This window comes from Variovorax sp. GW531-E2, from assembly GCF_059423125.1.
Window position 1 is genome coordinate 46,608 of the sequence record NZ_JBWKXQ010000002.1, and the last position, 14,087, is coordinate 60,694.

The 14,087-nt window shown below is 69.0% G+C and carries 15 protein-coding genes; 6 read left to right on the top strand and 9 right to left on the bottom strand.

Going from position 1 to position 14,087, the window contains the following annotated elements; genetic code table 11:
• Positions 1-31: 31 nt before the first annotated feature.
• From AC07XP_RS01665 to AC07XP_RS01675, 3 genes are all read left to right on the top strand, one after another.
• Positions 32-541: an RNA polymerase sigma factor gene (locus AC07XP_RS01665; protein WP_495263611.1), complete on the top strand. Its 510-nt coding sequence runs from the start codon at positions 32-34 to the stop codon at positions 539-541.
• Positions 542-610: 69 nt separating this feature from the next.
• On the top strand, positions 611-1,627 hold the full coding sequence (locus AC07XP_RS01670) for a FecR family protein (protein ID WP_495263612.1): 1,017 nt from the start codon (positions 611-613) through the stop codon (positions 1,625-1,627).
• Between the two features lie 103 nt (positions 1,628-1,730).
• Complete coding sequence (locus AC07XP_RS01675) at positions 1,731-4,145, top strand: TonB-dependent siderophore receptor (protein ID WP_139705851.1); 2,415 nt, start codon at positions 1,731-1,733, stop codon at positions 4,143-4,145.
• Position 4,146: 1 nt separating this feature from the next.
• Here AC07XP_RS01675 and AC07XP_RS01680 read toward each other — a convergent pair whose 3' ends face one another.
• Complete coding sequence (locus AC07XP_RS01680) at positions 4,147-5,343, bottom strand: serine hydrolase domain-containing protein (protein ID WP_495263732.1); 1,197 nt, start codon at positions 5,341-5,343, stop codon at positions 4,147-4,149.
• 285 nt (positions 5,344-5,628) lie between these two features.
• Here AC07XP_RS01680 and AC07XP_RS01685 point away from each other — a divergent pair, with 285 nt between their 5' ends.
• On the top strand, positions 5,629-6,105 hold the full coding sequence (locus AC07XP_RS01685) for a VOC family protein (protein ID WP_062480220.1): 477 nt from the start codon (positions 5,629-5,631) through the stop codon (positions 6,103-6,105).
• A gap of 18 nt (positions 6,106-6,123) precedes the next feature.
• On the opposite strand, the gene AC07XP_RS01690 is transcribed toward AC07XP_RS01685, so the two are convergent.
• The 8 genes from AC07XP_RS01690 to AC07XP_RS01725 form a co-directional block, all read right to left on the bottom strand.
• The gene (locus AC07XP_RS01690; protein WP_495263613.1) at positions 6,124-7,560 is read right to left on the bottom strand and encodes an MATE family efflux transporter; all 1,437 of its coding nucleotides are present in this window, start codon (positions 7,558-7,560) and stop codon (positions 6,124-6,126) included.
• A complete protein-coding gene (locus AC07XP_RS01695) occupies positions 7,557-8,129 on the bottom strand; it encodes a DUF2239 family protein (RefSeq protein ID WP_070060635.1) in 573 nt (190 codons plus the stop codon). The genes AC07XP_RS01690 and AC07XP_RS01695 overlap by 4 nt, the downstream gene beginning before the upstream one ends.
• A gap of 68 nt (positions 8,130-8,197) precedes the next feature.
• The gene (locus AC07XP_RS01700) at positions 8,198-8,638 is read right to left on the bottom strand and encodes a MarR family winged helix-turn-helix transcriptional regulator (RefSeq protein WP_495263614.1); all 441 of its coding nucleotides are present in this window, start codon (positions 8,636-8,638) and stop codon (positions 8,198-8,200) included.
• Complete coding sequence (locus tag AC07XP_RS01705; RefSeq protein ID WP_447744084.1) at positions 8,635-8,997, bottom strand: GIY-YIG nuclease family protein; 363 nt, start codon at positions 8,995-8,997, stop codon at positions 8,635-8,637. Before AC07XP_RS01705 ends, AC07XP_RS01700 begins: the two co-directional genes overlap by 4 nt.
• Positions 8,998-9,053: 56 nt before the next feature.
• Positions 9,054-9,563, bottom strand: coding sequence for a hypothetical protein (locus AC07XP_RS01710; RefSeq protein WP_495263615.1), 510 nt, complete (start codon positions 9,561-9,563; stop codon positions 9,054-9,056).
• Between the two features lie 93 nt (positions 9,564-9,656).
• Positions 9,657-9,995: a hypothetical protein gene (locus AC07XP_RS01715; protein WP_062480212.1), complete on the bottom strand. Its 339-nt coding sequence runs from the start codon at positions 9,993-9,995 to the stop codon at positions 9,657-9,659.
• Between the two features lie 23 nt (positions 9,996-10,018).
• Positions 10,019-11,059, bottom strand: a complete 1,041-nt coding sequence (locus tag AC07XP_RS01720; protein ID WP_223301314.1) for a hypothetical protein — start codon at positions 11,057-11,059, stop codon at positions 10,019-10,021.
• A 78-nt stretch (positions 11,060-11,137) separates the two neighbouring features.
• A complete protein-coding gene (locus AC07XP_RS01725; RefSeq protein ID WP_062472930.1) occupies positions 11,138-11,830 on the bottom strand; it encodes a hypothetical protein in 693 nt (230 codons plus the stop codon).
• 379 nt (positions 11,831-12,209) lie between these two features.
• Between AC07XP_RS01725 and AC07XP_RS01730 the strand changes: the two genes are divergently transcribed.
• Entirely contained in the window at positions 12,210-13,004 is a 795-nt protein-coding gene (locus tag AC07XP_RS01730; protein WP_062472928.1) for a LuxR C-terminal-related transcriptional regulator, read from the top strand.
• A 91-nt stretch (positions 13,005-13,095) separates the two neighbouring features.
• Positions 13,096-14,010, top strand: coding sequence for a sensor histidine kinase (locus AC07XP_RS01735; RefSeq protein WP_491513539.1), 915 nt, complete (start codon positions 13,096-13,098; stop codon positions 14,008-14,010).
• Positions 14,011-14,087: the final 77 nt, after the last annotated feature.

Below are 14,087 nucleotides of genomic sequence, written 5' to 3' on the forward strand. Positions count from 1 at the left end.
TCGACCAACCCTTCCCGGCTGTGGTGCGCCCGTGTTCGAACGCTATTACCGCGAGCTGCTGAGCTTTCTGTCCCGCAAGGTACCCGACCGCGCCACCGCGGCCGACCTGGCGCAGGAGAGCTACGTGCGGGTGTACGAGGCGCAGCGCACGGGCAGCGTGGTGCGCGACCCACGCGCGCTGCTGTACCGCACGGCCCGCAACCTCGTCACCGACCACCACCGCCGCACCAGCGTGCGCGCGGGCGGCGACACGGCGGCGTCCGATGATGCGCCGCCCGACGCCGACGACTGCATCGGCCCGCCCACCTTCGAGCCCGACGCCATCCTGTCGTCCACGCAGGGCATGGCGGCCATGGTCGAGACCATCGACCGGCTGCCTCCGCGCTGCCGCGAAGCCTTCGTGCTCTACAAGTTCGATGGGCTTTCGTACGCCGAGGTGGCTGCGCGCATGGGCATTTCGGTGCGGACGGTCGAGATGCAGTTGCGCATTGCGATGGAGGCGTGCTGGGCGTGCCTGGAGCGGACCCGTGGTTCAGAGTGAGATGAGACGCCCCATTACAGGGTTTGACCACGCTCGTGCGTCTACCCCCATAAGAACGATCCCCACGTCATGACCCTCACGTCGCCACCGTCCGAAGAAGCCCTGCGCCTGCGACAGGACGTGCTGGACTGGTTCGTCCGCCGCCAGCGCACGCACTGGAGCGCGTCCGACGAGCGCGCGTTCCAGGCCTGGCTCGGCGCCGATGCGCGCCATGGCGAGGCGTTTCGCGAATGGGAGTCGCGCTGGCGCGCCTTCGACGCGATCGCGCCCGAGACGGTCGCGGGCTGGCGCAGCGGCTTCGAAGGCCGCGCGCCCGCCGCACCCACGCGCCGCGGCTTCCTGAAGCCGGCGGTCGTGCTGGGCGTTTCCGGCATGGCGGTCGGCGCCGGCTACCTCGGCTGGCGCCATGTGCAGGCCCAGCCCGTGTTCGAACAGGCCTTCGCCACCCGGCGCGGCCAGCAGCTCGAAGCGCCGCTGCCCGATGGCTCCCGGCTGCGGCTGGACACCGCCACCCGCCTCGAAGTGCGCCTGTTCCGCGACCGCCGCGAGGTGACGCTGATCGACGGGCAGGCGGTGTTCGCGGTGCAGTCCGATGCGAAACGCCCGTTCGACGTGCTGGCCGGTCCGCTGCGCGTGCGGGTGGTCGGCACGCGCTTCGCCGTGCGCCACACCCCCGGCATGCCGGGCGCCGATGGCACGCGGGTGTCGGTGGAAGAGGGCAAGGTGCGCGTGGTGCGCCGGGCGCCGGATGCGACGAGCGAAGTCTTCCTCGTCGCCGGCCGCCAGGTGGAAAGCGATGCGCAGGGCCGGTTCTCCGCCGTCTCGGCCGTGCCGCGCGACGGCATCGCGCCCTGGCGCGAGCACCGCCTGAGCTTCGTCGACACGCCGCTGGCCCGCGCGCTGGCCGAGCTGGAGCGTTACGGCAGCACCGGCCTGGTGGTGAACGACCCGGCCGTGGCAGAGCTGCGCCTGAGCGGCACCTTCGACCCGCGGGACGCGCGCACGCTGCGGCGCGCCCTGGCCAGCGCCTTGCCGGTGCGGCTGAAGGACACCGGCACGGTCGCGGAAATCCTGCCGGCCCCCTGAAACAAGAGAATCAAGAATTTCTCGCCGGCACTACGGGGATTCCGCCGGCTCGTGCGTCAGCCCAGATAGGAACCATTTGCATTCACTACCTGGAAGACGTTCGATGACGAAGCGCTTGAGAACAAAGATGACACCCGCGCCGCTGGCCCTGGCCGTTGCATTGGCCCTGGCGAACGCGCCCTTGATGGCCCGGGCGCAGGGCGCGCCCCAGCCGATCCGCATCGCGGCCCAGCCGCTGGCCGAGGCGCTGAACGACTGGGCGCGGCAGACCCGCATCCAGCTGGTCGTGCAGCAGAGCTTGGTGGCGGGCAAGACCGCGCCCGCCATCTCGGGCAGCCTGACGGCCCGGCAGGCACTCGACCGTTTGCTGGCGGGTAGCGGCCTGGCGGCCACGATGGAAGGCAATGCGGCGGTCATCAAGACGGCGCCCGCCACGGGCGGCACGTCCACGCTGCCGGCGGTGACCGTCGTGGCCGACGGCGAGGAAAGCGCCACGGGCCGCGTGCAGGGCTATGTCGCCAAACGCAGCGCCACCGCCACCAAGACCGACACGCCGATCATCGAGACGCCGCAGTCGATCTCGGTGATCACGGCCGACCGCATCGAGGCCATCGGCGCCACCAACCTCAAGGACGCGCTGGGCTACACACCGGGCGTGTCGACCACCACCTACGGCGCCGATTCGCGCTACGACTGGATCTCGCTGCGCGGTTTCGACGCCTATTCGCCGGGCTTCTACCTGGACGGCCTGCCGCTGCGCAACAACAGCACCTGGGGCGTGTGGCGCACCGAGAACTACGGCGCCGAGCGCATCGAGCTGCTGCGCGGCCCGTCGTCGGTGCTGTACGGCATGAGCGGCCCCGGCGGGGTGGTGAATGTGGTCAGCAAGCGCCCCACGGCGGAGCCCGTGCGCGAGCTGCAGCTGCAGGTGGGCGACCACGCCCGCAAGCAGGTGGCGGGCGATTTCTCGGGCGCACTCGACGCCGACGGCAAGCTGCTGTACCGCATCACCGGCCTCGTGCGCGACGCGCAACTGCCGGCCGGCAAGGAGGCCGACGACCGCATGTACATCGCGCCCGCGCTCACCTGGAAGCCGTCGGGCGACACCACGCTGACCTTGCTGTCGCAGTTCTCGCGCACGCGCGGCGGGGTCTACACGCGCGCACGGCCGCAGGTCGGCTCGCTCGATCCGACCGCGATCGGCACCACCATTCCCTCGAAGCTGTTCGTCGGCGAGCCCGGCTTCGACCGCTTCGACCAGGACCAGCAGATGGTCGGCTACCAGTTCGAGCACCGCATCAACGACACCTTCACGGTGCGGCAGAACGCGCGCTACGCGCACCAGAAGCTCGACTACACGGGCACGCAGCTGAAGGGCTTCATGGCGCTGAACCCCGACGTGCCGAACGACCCACTGAACTTCCAGCAGATGTCGCGCAGCGTGTTCGGCAGCCGCGAGAACATCGGCGCCCTGGCACTCGACAACCAGCTGCAGGCCGATTTCCGCCTGGGCGAGACGCAGCACAAGGTGCTGGTCGGGCTGGACTACCAGCGCACGCGCATCGACCAGGTCACCTTCAGCGGCGGCAGCGCCTCGCCGCTGAACATCTACGCACCGGTGTACGGCGGGCCGATCGAGCGGCCCGCGCCGTATTTCGACGGCATCACCCGGCTCGCGCAGACCGGCGTCTACCTGCAGGACCAGATCAAGTGGGGCGAGCGCTGGACGCTGACGCTGGGCGGGCGCTACGACACCGCCGACAGCACCGTGGACAGCCGCCTCGACGGCTCGCGCCAGCGCATGCGCGACCACAAGTTCACCAGCCGGGCCGGCCTGGTCTACCTGCACCCGAGCGGCTGGGCACCGTACCTGAGCTACTCGGAGTCGTTCGCGCCCACGGCCACCATCGACCCGGCGTCGGGCGACCCGTTCAAGCCCGAAAGCGGCAAGCAATACGAGGCCGGCGTGCGCTACCAGCCCACGGGCAGCAAGGCGATGTACAGCGCCGCCATCTTCGACCTGCGGCGCAAGAACTACATCAGCTACGACGGCGAGTTCATGCCCAAGCAGACGGGCGAGATTTCGGTGCGTGGCCTGGAGCTCGAGGCCACGGCGGAGATCGCCTCGCGCCTGAACCTCACGGCGTCGTACAGCTACACGCCGCGGGCCATCGTCACGGCCAGCAGCAACACGAGCGAGATCGGCAAGCAGGCCACGGCCGTGCCGCGCCACCGGCTGTCGGTGTGGGCGGACTACCGCTTCGCCGGCGGCGTGAAGGTGGGATTGGGCGCGCGCTACACGGGCTCGAACTACGGCGACGGCGAGGCCGCGTGGCCGAGTAAGGTGCCGGCCTCGACGGTGTTCGATGCCATGCTCGGCTACGACATCGACCGCTGGAGCCTGGCGCTGAACCTGCGCAACCTGACCAACAAGACGTACTTCGCGAACTGCGGTTACCGCAACTGCTACTACGGCTACCCGCGCACGGCGACGGCCACGGCGACCTACCGCTGGTAGGTCAGCGACGCTGTGCCAACAGGTGCCGCCCCAGCGCCTCGAAGGCCGGCAGCGTCACCGGGTCGTTCGCGGCGTTGCCCGCGATCGGGTGCGAGGCGTAGCGCACGATCACCATCCCGGCCTTCGGGTCGATGTAGATGCGCTGGCCGTGCACGCCGCGCGCCATGTAGGCGCCGTGGTCGTTGTGCGTCACCCACCACATGTTGCGGTAGCTCCAGCCCTGCAGCAGCGGGTAGCCGCCCTTGACGAAGGCGGCCTTGTCGCCGCCGCGGCGGATGTCTTCGACGGCGGCCTTGGGCACGACCTGCCGGCCTTTCACGCGGCCGTCGTTGCGCAGCATCTCGCCGAAGCGCGCAAGGTCGCGCAGGCCGGTGTTCAGGCCGCCGCCCGCGAAGGGCGTGCCGATGGAGTCGACGGTGAAGTAGGCGTCCTGCTCGGCGCCCAGGTGGCGCCAGATGCGCTCCGACAGCAGCTGCGCCACGGTGCGGCCGGTGGCGCGCGCGATCACCCAGCCCAGCACGTCGGAGTTGACGGTCTTGTAGCCGAAGCCTTCGCCGTGCTTGCCTTCGGGCTGCACGGTCTGCAGGAACTCGTAGTAGCTGCGCGGGCCGGCGTAGTCCTTGGGCTTGGGTAGCGGATTGCCGGCCTGCGCATGGGCCCAGACCTCGGCCTTCGGGTCGGCGTAGTCCTCGCTGAACTTCAGGCCCGTGGTCATGTCGAGCACCTGGCGCACGGTGGCGTTGCCGAAGGCCGAGGTCGCCAGCTCGGGCACGTAGTGGGCCACCGGCTTGCCGGCATCGAGCGTGCCTTCGGCCACCAGCATCGCGCCCAGCGTGCCGACCACCGACTTGGTGACCGACATGGCGCCGTGCTGGCCATCGTCTTTCAGCACGCCGAAATAGCGCTCGTAGACCACGCGCCCGCGGTGCAGAACGAGGATGCCGTCGGTGTAGGTGGCGGCCAGCGAGGCGTCCCAGGTCATGGGCGTCTTCGCGTCGAGCGGCGTGAAGCGCAGCGTGTCGATGTCGTTGCGCAAGGCCTGGGGCAGGGCGGACGGCGCACCGAGCCCGCGCGACACGTTCACGGTCGGCATCAGCTGGCGGAAATTCGACACGCTCCAGCGCATCGCCGGAAACTGGAAATAGCTGCCGTCGTCGAAGCGCAGCGTGCGCTCGGGCGGTGGCGGCGAGCCGGTCATCCAGCCGAGCCGGGCGGGGTCGCTGGCAGCGGCGTCGGGGTAGGTGGCATCGGCTGCGCCGGCCGACACCGCCAGGGCGGCGAGCGCGGCGCTCAGCAAAGCGGGGGCGCCAAGGCGGGTTCTGGAAGGGGCGAACATGGCAGTTCCGAAGCGAAGGACCGGCCCATTGTGGCCCGCGGCCCCATCTGCGAACTTCTCACTGACAGCCGCGGCGCGGGTTGACAATGCGCCGCTTCGGCTTTGATACTGAACCCTTCAGTTCATCATTCAACCCAAGGAGATTCCATGCAGAAGATCATTCCCTGCCTCTGGTTCGACGGCAACGGCGAGGAGGCGGTCAACTTCTACACCGCCATCTTTCCGAAGTCGCGCCTCACCGACACGCTGCTCTGGGGCGATGTGAATCCCGCCAAGAAGGGCAAGCTGCTCACGGCGACCTTCGAGCTCGACGGGCAGTCGTTCATGGTGCTCAACGGCGGGCCCGAGTACAAGATCACGCCGGCCATCTCGCTCATCGTGACCTGCGAGACGCAGGAGGAGGTCGACTACTACTGGGACAAGTTGCTCGAAGGCGGCGGCCAGCCGGTGCAGTGCGGCTGGCTCACCGACCGCTTCGGCGTGTCGTGGCAGGTCACGCCGATGCCGCTCATTCGCATGTTCCAGGACAAGGACGCGGCCAAGGCTGCCCGCGCGATGGCGGCCATGATGAAGATGATCAAGCTCGACATCGCCACGGTGAAGAAGGCCTTCGACGGGGAGTGACCCCCGCCGAGGCACTGATCAGACCAGCCGGCCGATCGGCTTCTTGCGCCACACCAGCCGGTAGTACGCGGTCTGCAGCAGCAGCATCGCGCCGAAGGTGACCGGGTAGGCGACCCAGATCCCGTCCAGGCCCATGCCGAAGTGGCGGCTCATGAGCCAGGCCACCGGCACTTCGACACCCAGGATGCAGGCGATGGTGATGAGCGTCGGCACCAGCACCGAGCCGCTGGCGCGCATGATCCCCGACACCGCCGACGCCATGCCGAACAGCACCATGCTCCACAGCATGATGTGCAGCAGGTTCTGCGCGATCTCGATCACCGGCGCGCTGGTGATGAAGAAGCCCATCAGCGGACGCGAGAACAGGTAGCCCAGCAGCACCAGCCCGCCCGTCAGCACGAGGTTCATGCCCAGCGCGGTCTGCACGATCGCGCCCAGCCGGTTGGCGCGGCCCGCGCCGATCGCCTGCGCGCCGAGGATCGACGTGGTGATCGCGATCGAGATGGCCGGGAACTGCACGTAGGCCACCACCTGGTTCACCGCGCCGTAGGCGGCCGTGGCGTTGGAGCCGTAGCTGTTGACCATCGACAGCAGCACCACTTCGGCCAGCGCCACCACGATCATCTGCACGCCGGTGGGCACGCCGATCTTCAGCACCGCCTTGAGCAGGTGCGGCTGGATGCGCAGGCAGCGCACGAACTCCGCGTCGGGCGCGAGCGGGCTCTTTTTCTGGCGCAGCCGGAAGCCCAGCCACGTGGTCGCGACCGCGAACGAGAGCACCGAGGCCCAGGCGCCGGCTGCCACGCCGAGCTGCGGCAACCCGCCCCAACCGCGGATGAGCGCGGGCGTGACGACGAGGCCGATGGCCGTGGAAATCAAGAGCGTCAGCAGCGGCGTGATGGTGTCGCCCACGCCGCGCAGCATGGCGGTGGCCAGCAGGAACAGGAACACGCCGGGCATCGCGATCAGCATGATGCGGGCATAGCGCGTGGAGTCGGCCAGCACGTCGGGCGGCGTGCCCAGCATGGCCAGCATCGGCGTGGTGAAGACACCGCCGAACACCGCGATCGCCAGGCCCAGCAGCAGGCCCACCGTGAGCGTGGTGCCCGCCACCGCCTTGGCCTTGGCCGCGTCGCGCGCGCCCCAGGCCTGCCCGATGAGCACCGAGGCACCCGCGCCCAGGCCGATGATGAAGGCGATGAAGAAGAACATCACCGGGAAGAAGCTCGACACCGCCGCCAGCGCGCTCACGCCGAGCATCTGCCCGACGTAGACGTTGTTGATGGTGCCGGAGAGCGACTGCAGGATGTTGCTGAGCAACATCGGCGCCAGGAAGAACAGGAACACCTTCCACAGCGGACGCGGCGCACCCACCGGCGCCACGGGCACGCCGCGCAGTCCGCTCGGGTTGCCGGGGCTGGTGGTGGTGGTGCTGCTGTCGGGCGCCGCGCTCATGCAGCACCCCAGCCACCGGCCGACAGCTTGTGCAGGTGCACGCGCAGGTCGGTGGGCCAGGGTTCCACGAGGTCGCTGAAGCGCTGATGCTCGCCCGCGAACAGCGCGCGCGTGGCTTCCTCGAAGCCGGGCAGGTTGCCCGCGATGGCGGTCATGAAGCGGTAGGTGGCTTCGCGCGCGGCGCGCACCGTGTCGCGGTCGGCGTGCACGTGGCGTGCGTCGTCGACCAGCTTGCGCAGCGCCACCGAGGCGCCGCCCGGCTGGCGGCCGAGCCAGTCCCAGTGACGCGGCAGCAGCGTGACTTCGCGCGCCACCACGCCCAGGCGCGGACGGCCGACGCCGCGGGGTGCGTCTTCGTGTTTCTCGGCTTCGAGCGCGGAGGTTTCGATGGCCTTCGGGTCGCGCAGGTCGACATCGAGCTGCTCGCCGGTCTGGTCGTCGAACACGAGGCAGGTGGCGGCGTCGCCGCGCTCGCGCAGTTGCGTGAGCACCTGGGCCTTGGTGCCGGCGGCGACGCGCTGGAAGCCGGCAAACGCAGTGAATGTGGTCGGTAGTTCGTCGGGTGACATGCAAATTCTTTTTGGGTTGTCGATCCGGGCGGAACGAAACGAGGTTCGTAATCTACCCGCAGGACGGTTCAGGCGTGCGGCGTGTCGTGATCGCACAGCACCCGCAGCGCGGCATGGAGGTCTGGCAGGCGTTGCGGGTCCAGCGATTTCACGGCGTCGACGCAGATCGCTTCGACGGTGGTGATGGCGGCTTGCATCAACTTCCTTCCGCCGCTGCGAATAATCGCATGGCGCCGGGGGTCGTCATCGGGTCCCGTCGTGCGCTCTGCCAGGCCGGTCTTTTCGAGCAGCACCATCTTGCGGATGAGCGCCGACATTGGCAACCCCAGCGTGTGCGCGAGCTCGGCCATCGGCATGGCGCCGTTGCCGGCACGCAGCAACAGGTGGAGCAGGGTGAAGTCGTCGTAGTCCAGCCCGTGGAAGGCGCCCAGGTCCTCGTTGAGTTTCAAGCTCAGGCTGGCGTGGGCGCGGCCGAGGTCGAGGCAAAAGCCCAGTGCGTCGGTGCTCATGGCGTGTTGTAGCCCTTGTCAGTGGTGCACTGGAGTTCCTCGCGCCAGAGCTCCAGCAGCTTTTCCAGTTCCGCCGCGCGGTCGAAGGCGGGGTCGTCGCGCTCCTTCACCCGGTCGATCACCTCGAAGCCGAAGTGCGTCGCGCCCTGCGCCACCCAGTCGCGCTGCAAGGCCTTGTTGCGGTGCGAGCGCAGGTTCAGCTCGAAGCGGGCGCGGTTCATGGCGCCTTCGACGTCGAGGCTGCCGGCCACGTAGACGCGGCCACTCATCAGGTTGCGGATGACGAAGACGCCAGCGGGGCGCACGCTGTCCTTATATTGCTTGACGAGGGTACGTCGGGTGGAAGGAGATGGATTCATCTCCAAATATTACCCGGACAAAATATAAAACACAATACACCCGGGTAAAAATAGATTCACTCGGCGCGCAGCCGGTGCCAGCCGCGCAGCACCCGCCGGTGCATCGCCCGCACGATGCGCCAGGGACGGCTTTCGCGCACCCGTGTCAGCACCTGGTCTTTCCAGCCTTTCCAGCGCGGGTACCAGCGCGCGAACCAGGCCAGCCGCATCAGAGAGCCCTCGACCAGCTGGAAGATCCGCGCGACCACCGCCGTGCCGGCGAGCTTGGCCAGCAGCAGCACGGCCATGCCGCTGAACGCGTGGCCGCGCCCGAACAGGAACAGCGCCAGCAGCTTCACCGGAAAGAGCAGCAGCATCGGCACGAAGAACGCCAGCAGCGCGCCCCAGGGCGGCAGCGCGCGCAGCAGGTTCTCGAGCCGCGCCCAGAAGGGCAGGCGCGCAAGCCGCGCGACCAATGCCGCGAGCGGGGCCCAGCCCCATTCCTCGAACAGCAGCACCGGCACGAGGATCGTGGTGGCAACGGCGCGAAACAGGGCGCGCAAGGCGCGCACGAGGGGGTTGTGCATGCGCGAAGGGTATACGCACACGGCCGCGCGCCGCCGGGACCTTGCGGACCCGGTGGCGCATCGTGCGAAAAAGCTGCGTCTGCGCGCCTGTCTCTATTTGCGGCCGACGCTGCTGTCTTCCGCCGGCCGGAAGAACAGGTACTCGCCCCGGCCCAGTTCGGGCGTCACTTCGTAGCCGCTGCACCGCGTGACGTTGCACTGGATGATCACGACGCGCGGCCAGATGGTGGCCGAGGTCGGGAACCCCGGCATGTACTGCGGCACGTGCCAGACGCCGTAGTCGCCCACCGGCTCGGCGTTTTCCGTGCCGCTGGCGTTCTGCAGGCCGCTGCCCATGGGCATCCGCTCGATGCGGATGATCGGCGTGGCGGCCACCGACGCCGTCGCCACGCAACAGGCGGCCAGCCAGAGAGGAACGGTCCTGGTGTTCATGGTGATGGACTCCAGAGCCGACCTCATTGCGCGTCGGCCGGTGCCGAAGCCACCTCGTCGGCCGGGTCAGCCGGCAGGCGGCGCGTGATGCGCGCTTCCAGGATGTCCGGCTGCGGGGCCACGGCGCTCGCCATGACCGGTGCCGGCTCCGCCGCAGGTGCCGCGGCTTCTTCGGCGGGCGCTGCGGCCACGGGGGCCGGTGCCACCTCCGGCGCAGACACCGGGACGGCGGTCGCGGCCGGTGCCGGTTGCGGTGCCGGCTGTTCCTGCGCCGGGGCTGCCATGGGCATCGCCTCGACCAGCGTGGCCGGTGCGGCAGGCTGCTGCACCGCCACGACCGGCGCGGGTGCCGGGGCCGGCGCCAACGCGACAGGCGCTGCAGGTGCCACGGGCGCCACCGGCTGGGGCACGGCCACCGCCACGGGGGCCGGCGCAGGTGCTGGAGCCGCGGCCACGGGTGCCACCGGCGCCGCCGGACGTGCCGCCACGGGCGCGCCGGCCGAGGAGGCCTGCGGTCCGAACGCGCTCACGCGTTCTTCGGCGGTCATCGACTGCGGGCACTTCGAGCCGGTCATCTCCAGGGCCGCCTGGGCCGCCGGGTCCATGCAGTCCATGGCCAGCGACGCTGCCTTCATGCCCTTGTTCCAGAGCTCGCGGCTCATCTTCAGGCGCTTGCAGTGTTCGTCCGTCCAGGTGGTGCCGAAGCTCAGCCCGACCCCGGCGCCGTTGGCGCTGGCGCTGGTGCTGCCCATGCAGGTGTCATTGCTGGTCGTCAGGTTCGGGCCGCTCACGGACGGCACGTTCTTGACGGTGTAGCTGCCACGGTAGTCGACGGTGCTGGTCGTCGCGCCCGTGTTGTTGATGTTCTGTGTGCTGTTGCTGTCCACCGTGGCCCGGGAGGTGACTTCCGAGGGGGCGGAGCTGTTGAAATTCACCGCCTGGGTGTTGCCCTGGGCGTTGGTGGTGGCTGAACTCTGCGACTGGTTGTTGGCGCCACCCGCCGTGGTCTGCGCCAAGGCGCCGGCGGACAGGCCCAGCAAGGTCAGGGCAATCAATGTTTTCATTTTTTCGACTCCTTTGGGAAGCAGGGGAGGGGCGTGCCCCTCCCCGTTTCTGGTCCAACAACCGATGGTCCGGATCGCTCAGGGAGCGTTGGCCGTTGCGCCGGAGATCGCGCCACCGGCGGTGCCGCCACCGTTGCTGAAGCCCGCTGCGTTGCCCACGGCGAAGTTGATGACGCCCGTGGAGCCGCCGGTCGAGCCCGACGTGGCCGAGGTCGTCGTGCCGTTGACGATGCCGTTGACCGCGCCCGAATTGGCGCTGAAGCCGGCCGTCGTGCCCGAGGTGCGCGTCACCACGGCCAGACCGCCGCCAGGACCTGCAGCGGTGGCTGCGGTGTTGTTGGTGGTGGAGCCGGCTGCGCCGCCTGCAGAGCCGCTCACGGGGTTGGCGCCGCCGCCGGCGTAGTTCGCATTGGCGCTCGAGGTCGCATTGGCCTGTGCATTCGCACCGCCTGCAGCCACGCCGTTGCCGGTCGTTGCTGCCACGCTGGTCACGCGTCCTTGCGTGGTGGCCGAGCCGCTGGCGGTGGCGCCGCCGACGCGCAGGAAGGCGTTGCCTGCTGCGCCGCCCGCCGCGTTGGCCGTGGCCGACGAGGTGGAGCTGGCTGCGTTGTAGCTCAGTGCGCTGCCCGTTCCGGAGCTGGCGGCGACCGAGCCTGCCGAGCTGGAGGAGCCGGTCGTGGTGTTGGTGACGGCGAGCGCCACGCTGCTGCCGGTTGCGGTCCCGATGCCAGCCACGAGAACCACTGCCATGGCGATAAGAGTCTTCTTCATGATGCTTCCTCGATAGTGTTGAAACGAACCCGATCGCCGGGGAATCCGGCCATCAGCGACGGTCAGCGAGCACGGATTGAATGGATTCCGTTGCGACCGGGATGCAGTTTCAGCGGGGGGAAGGGATCGAAAAATGCCTCAGGCTGGGTAGTGCAAGGCTATGGCGAAAGCAATGCCCGGCCGCGTTTTCGGCGTCGGCGGGGGACCGGTTTCCGGCCCTGTTTCCCTCGTGGCCACTATCACTTTCGTTCACAATCTGGCAATATTGCAACGAGACGAAACCAAGGTAATCAAAAAAGCCGATAGCCGGAAAAAGAGTAGAAATCGATTAACTTTTGTTCACGAAGTCGCGACTTTTATCTGTGACAAGGGGGCTTAAATGGAAAACGATCTCGACATTTCATTGACCGATGTCGGTGGTGGCGCTAGGAAATTCTCCAATCCCGGCCAGTTCGGTGGGCTGCTGGCTCCCTCGGCGGATACCCTGCCGTGGCCGGACTACCTCACGGGCCAGGAAACCAAGCCCGTTCGTGTCCTGCTCGTCGACGACGACCCCTTTGTCCGCCGTGTCATCGCCCAGGAACTGCTGGGTGATCTGCGCATCCAGCTCGAAGGCCAGGCCGGCTCCCTGCGCGAGGGAAGGCGCCTCTTGATGCAGCATGAATTCGATGTGCTCATGGTCGACATCCGCCTCGGAGACGGCAGCGGATTCGAGCTCATCGAAGAGGCCAAGAAGCACCGCAGCGCCGCCGAGATCATCGTCATTTCCGCGCTGGAAGACGAGCCCCAGGTGCTGCACGCCTTCGAGCTCGGCGCCTCGGGTTACCTGGTGAAGAACGCCTGGTTCCAGAGCTATGCCCAGGCCGTGTTGCAGGTGGTGAATGGCGGGGCCGCCATCACCCCCCGGCTGGCGCGCCGGCTGCTCGTTCACCTGGACCACCAGCGCGCCAATCCGAGCCCGGTGCGCCCGCCGGACAGCAAGGCGACCCTGTCGGCACGGGAGCGCGAAGTGTTGCGACTTGTAGCCACGGGATATGTGACGGAAGAGATCGCGCTGCAGCTCACCATCAGTGCCCAGACGGTTAACGCGCACGTCAAGAACATCTACCGCAAGCTGCACGCCCATACCCGCGCGCAGGCCGTGAGTTTCGCCTCGCACCGGGGGCTGCTCTAGGGCGCGCTTCGGGCGCGCCGCGTTCGCAGCGGAGCCACCCATGCGCGCGCCCGCGCCCCCGCTCCCGCCGTATTTCCTGGAGGACCAGTTCGTGTGGCTTTCGATCGCCGCCTGGTGTGTGCTCCTGATCTGGCTGTGGCCGCGTGCCTCGCGCCAGCGGATGCTGCTGTGGGTGGGACTCGCCTTCGCGCTGCACCTGACGCCGGTGGTAGGGCAGGTGATACGCGCGACCTCGGCGATCACCACGCTGGGTACCGAGGTGCCGGCCGCCTTCTGGGCCCTGCAGGGGGTGAACGTCGCCGTGCTCTGCATGATCGTGGCCACCTGGTATTTCACGCGGCGCCGTCTCGTGCGCTACCGCCAGGCGCAGGCCGTGCTCGCCGAGCGCCGCCGCATCGCCAGCGACCTGCATGACGGCGTCGGTTCGCGGCTGGTGGCCCTCATGGCCAGCTACGACCCGCGCTCCGCCGACGCCCGCGAGCTGTCGATGGCCCTGCAGGCCTGCCTGCTGGAGCTGCAGCTGACGGTCGACTCCCTCGACGACCAGGCCGACACCAGCATCGGCGAGCGCCTGGGCCACTTGCGTTACCGGCTGCAACCGGCGTTCGACCGGCTCGGCATCACGCTCGTGTGGAACGTGCAGGACGTGGTGCTGTCGCCGCCGCTGTCGCCCGAGGCCGCGATGCAGCTGTGCCGCATTGCGCAGGAGGCCTTGTCGAACGTGCTGCGCCATTCGCAGGCGACCCGCGTGGAGGTGCGCTTCGGCCCGCGCGAACGCTCGCACGGGCTGGTGCTCGAAGTGCTGGACGACGGGCGCGGCCTGGATGCGGCGGCCGGCGAGGCCGGCGGCAAGGGCCTGCGCAGCATGCGCGAGCGCGCCGATGCGCTGCACGGCGAGCTGGCCGTCATGGACGCAGCGCCGCACGGGCTGCGCATCCGGCTCGTGATGCCCGGCGAAGTGCTGCCGCAGTCCGCGGTCGCGGCGCCGGCCGAGAGCACGTTGTAACCATCCCGCGCCGGTGCCCGGCGGGGGGCCTCGTCGCCTATGGCAAACTTCCGCGCTTTGCCAGGGACGCGCTCAAG